The sequence below is a fragment of the Thomasclavelia sp. genome, from assembly GCF_017889095.1.
GTDB lineage: Bacteria > Bacillota_I > Bacilli_A > Erysipelotrichales > Coprobacillaceae > Thomasclavelia.
In genome coordinates, this window is the sequence record NZ_JAGHEW010000310.1 from 1 (window position 1) to 2,537 (window position 2,537).

Annotated in this window: 4 protein-coding genes; 3 read left to right on the forward strand and 1 reads right to left on the reverse strand. The window is 29.7% G+C overall.

Translation table 11 applies throughout. The annotated features are described in order from the left end of the window. The 3 genes from J7M77_RS13630 to J7M77_RS13640 form a co-directional block, all read left to right on the forward strand. A partial coding sequence (locus tag J7M77_RS13630) for a hypothetical protein (protein ID WP_296879514.1) occupies positions 1-308 on the forward strand: 308 nt, incomplete at its 5' end. Positions 309-494: 186 nt separating this feature from the next. Further along, entirely contained in the window at positions 495-770 is a 276-nt protein-coding gene (locus J7M77_RS13635) for a helix-turn-helix domain-containing protein (protein ID WP_296879516.1), read from the forward strand. Next, a complete protein-coding gene (locus J7M77_RS13640; protein WP_296879518.1) occupies positions 767-2,152 on the forward strand; it encodes an ATP-binding protein in 1,386 nt (461 codons plus the stop codon). Before J7M77_RS13635 ends, J7M77_RS13640 begins: the two co-directional genes overlap by 4 nt. A 62-nt stretch (positions 2,153-2,214) precedes the next feature. Here J7M77_RS13640 and J7M77_RS13645 read toward each other — a convergent pair. After that, on the reverse strand, positions 2,215-2,537 hold a 323-nt coding region (locus J7M77_RS13645; RefSeq protein ID WP_367237033.1), incomplete at its 5' end, for an MFS transporter.

Consider the following 2,537-nt stretch of genomic DNA (forward strand, 5'->3'; position numbering starts at 1 on the left):
CTGCTGCTGAATATCTTGGTTTATGTAATTGGACAACATCGTTTAAAGTATATGTTCATTCAAAAAAACAATGTTTAGATCACCATCTTGAAATAGCTTCTAATCATGGTTTATTTTATACAACTATTAATCAAACAATTAATGATCTATTAGCAGATTGTAACATGGATGAACAGGTTATTTTAGAAGCACTTGCAGATCAATATTATACAAATAACTATGCGAATTTAACGATAAAGCCAGAAAACCAAAAAGCCTTTGAGCATTTTCGAAAAATGGCAGAATTATATTATATTCAAGAAATATAGTATATTAAACTAAGTCTATTGTTAGTCTTTTTCTTTGTATAAAAGTATATATTATTATAAATAATTAACTATAGACGGTTTAGTTTATTATAGCATAACGCGATCGCGCGGTTTAATCGCGCGCGCGCGAATGTTATTGACTTATTATCGCGCGCGCGCGATAATAAGAGAAAGGAGATGATATTCATGAGAACTATACCTTACAATGAAACGTTGTTAATTGAATTTAAAAGTGATAGAAAAGGTGGGTATCCAGATAGAGATTTGGTAGAAGCGGTAGTAGCTATGGCAAACAGCGATGGCGGTGTTTTATATTTAGGTGTAGAAGATAATGGTGAGATTACTGGTTTAGTCAAAAAACATGAGGATGAAATTGGATTATCAGCAATGATAATGAATAATATTGTTCCAACTTTATTTATTAGTGTCGAGATGATAAACGTGGAAGAAAAAATATTATGAAAATATCTATTCCTAAAAGTAGAGCAGTAGTAGCAACACTGCAAGGTAAAATGTTGAGAAGAAGATTAAAAGCTAATGGTGAACCGGAAAATGTTCCTATGTATCCTTATGAAATAACAACAAGACTTTCTGATTTAAGTTTATTAGATTTTTCATTTCAAACTGTAGCTAACGCTAATATAAATGATTTCGATGATAATGAAATAAGCCGATTGAGAATGCTGATCCAAAGAAGTAATGGAGATGCGACACTATTAGATTTAGATAATGAGGAATTGGAAAAAGCTTTATGTTTGGCTAAAGAAGATAATGGGGTGTTAGTGCCAACTGTTACAGGCTTATTATTGATTGGAAAAGAAGAAAAAATAAATGAATATATACCAACTGCTAAAGCAACATTTCAAGTTTTAGAAGGAACAAATATTAGAAAAAATGAGGAATATGGAAAATCACTTTTATCAATGTTAGAATTATTTGAAACAAACTTTGATGCTTGGAATCCAGAACATGAAATTGAAGAAGGGTTACTTAGAATGAGTGCACCTGAGTTTTCAAAAAAGGCATTTAGAGAAGCTTTGATTAATGCGTTTTGTCACCGAGATTATACAATGCTAGGTAGTGTAAGAGTTGCAATAGATGATGATGGTCTAACAATCAGTAATCCAGGTGGTTTCATTGAAGGAGTATCAATTGAAAATTTGTTGACAGTTGAACCTCATGGCCGAAATAAAACTCTAGCTGATGCTTTAAAAAGGATTGGTTTAGCTGAAAAAACGGGACGAGGAATTGATAGAATTTATGAAGGATCAATTTTATTTGGTAGACCGTGGCCTGATTATAGTGAAAGTACTTCTGCAATGGTAAAACTATTTATTCAAAGAGCTAAACCAGATTTTGCTTTCGCAAAAATGATTTTGGATGAACAAAATAGAATAGGTAGATTGCTGCATATTAATTCATTACTTATTTTATCTTGTATCAATACTGAACGAAGAATAAATTTAAAAAGAATTATTGAACTTACACATATAAGTGAATCAAAAGCAAAAGCAACAGTTGAAAAATTAGTTGAATCTGGATTGATTGAAGCATCAGGACAAGGCAAAAATCGATTTTATTTATTAAGTGCAAGAGTATATAATTCAAATCATAATATTGTTGGTTATGTAAGACAAACAGATATTGATGAAATAAGATATGAAGAATTAATTTTAAAACTTGCTCGTAAAAGTAAAAAAGGTATTTGTCGAAAAGATGTTAGTGATTTATTAAATATTTCTAAAGATCAAGCATATCGATTGTTGAAAAAGTTAGTAAATAATGGAGAATTAATTAGAGTTGGTAACGGAAGTAATACAAAGTATCAAATAGTAAAAAAATAATTATATAATAATTTTGATTAATTAAAACAGCATGAAATCGTGCTGTTTGCTTTTATATAGTTCTAAATTTTAGCTATATTTTTATAACCTACAAATACCATGATAATAGTACCAATCAATGTTGAAATAACAACAAACAATAACATTGCTTCAATACCTAAAGTATCTTGTAAAATCCCACCAAAAAGATTACCAATAGTTGCTCCTACACCACAGGTCATTATAGAAATAAGTGTTTGTCCCATAATTTCTTCTTCCGGTTTACATATATTAGCAACATAATATGTAAGTAGTGATGTTAACATACCATAAGACATACTTTGAAATAACATTCCAGTATAAACAATTAAAATATGTGGTGCCAAAGCAATTAAACTATTTCTAA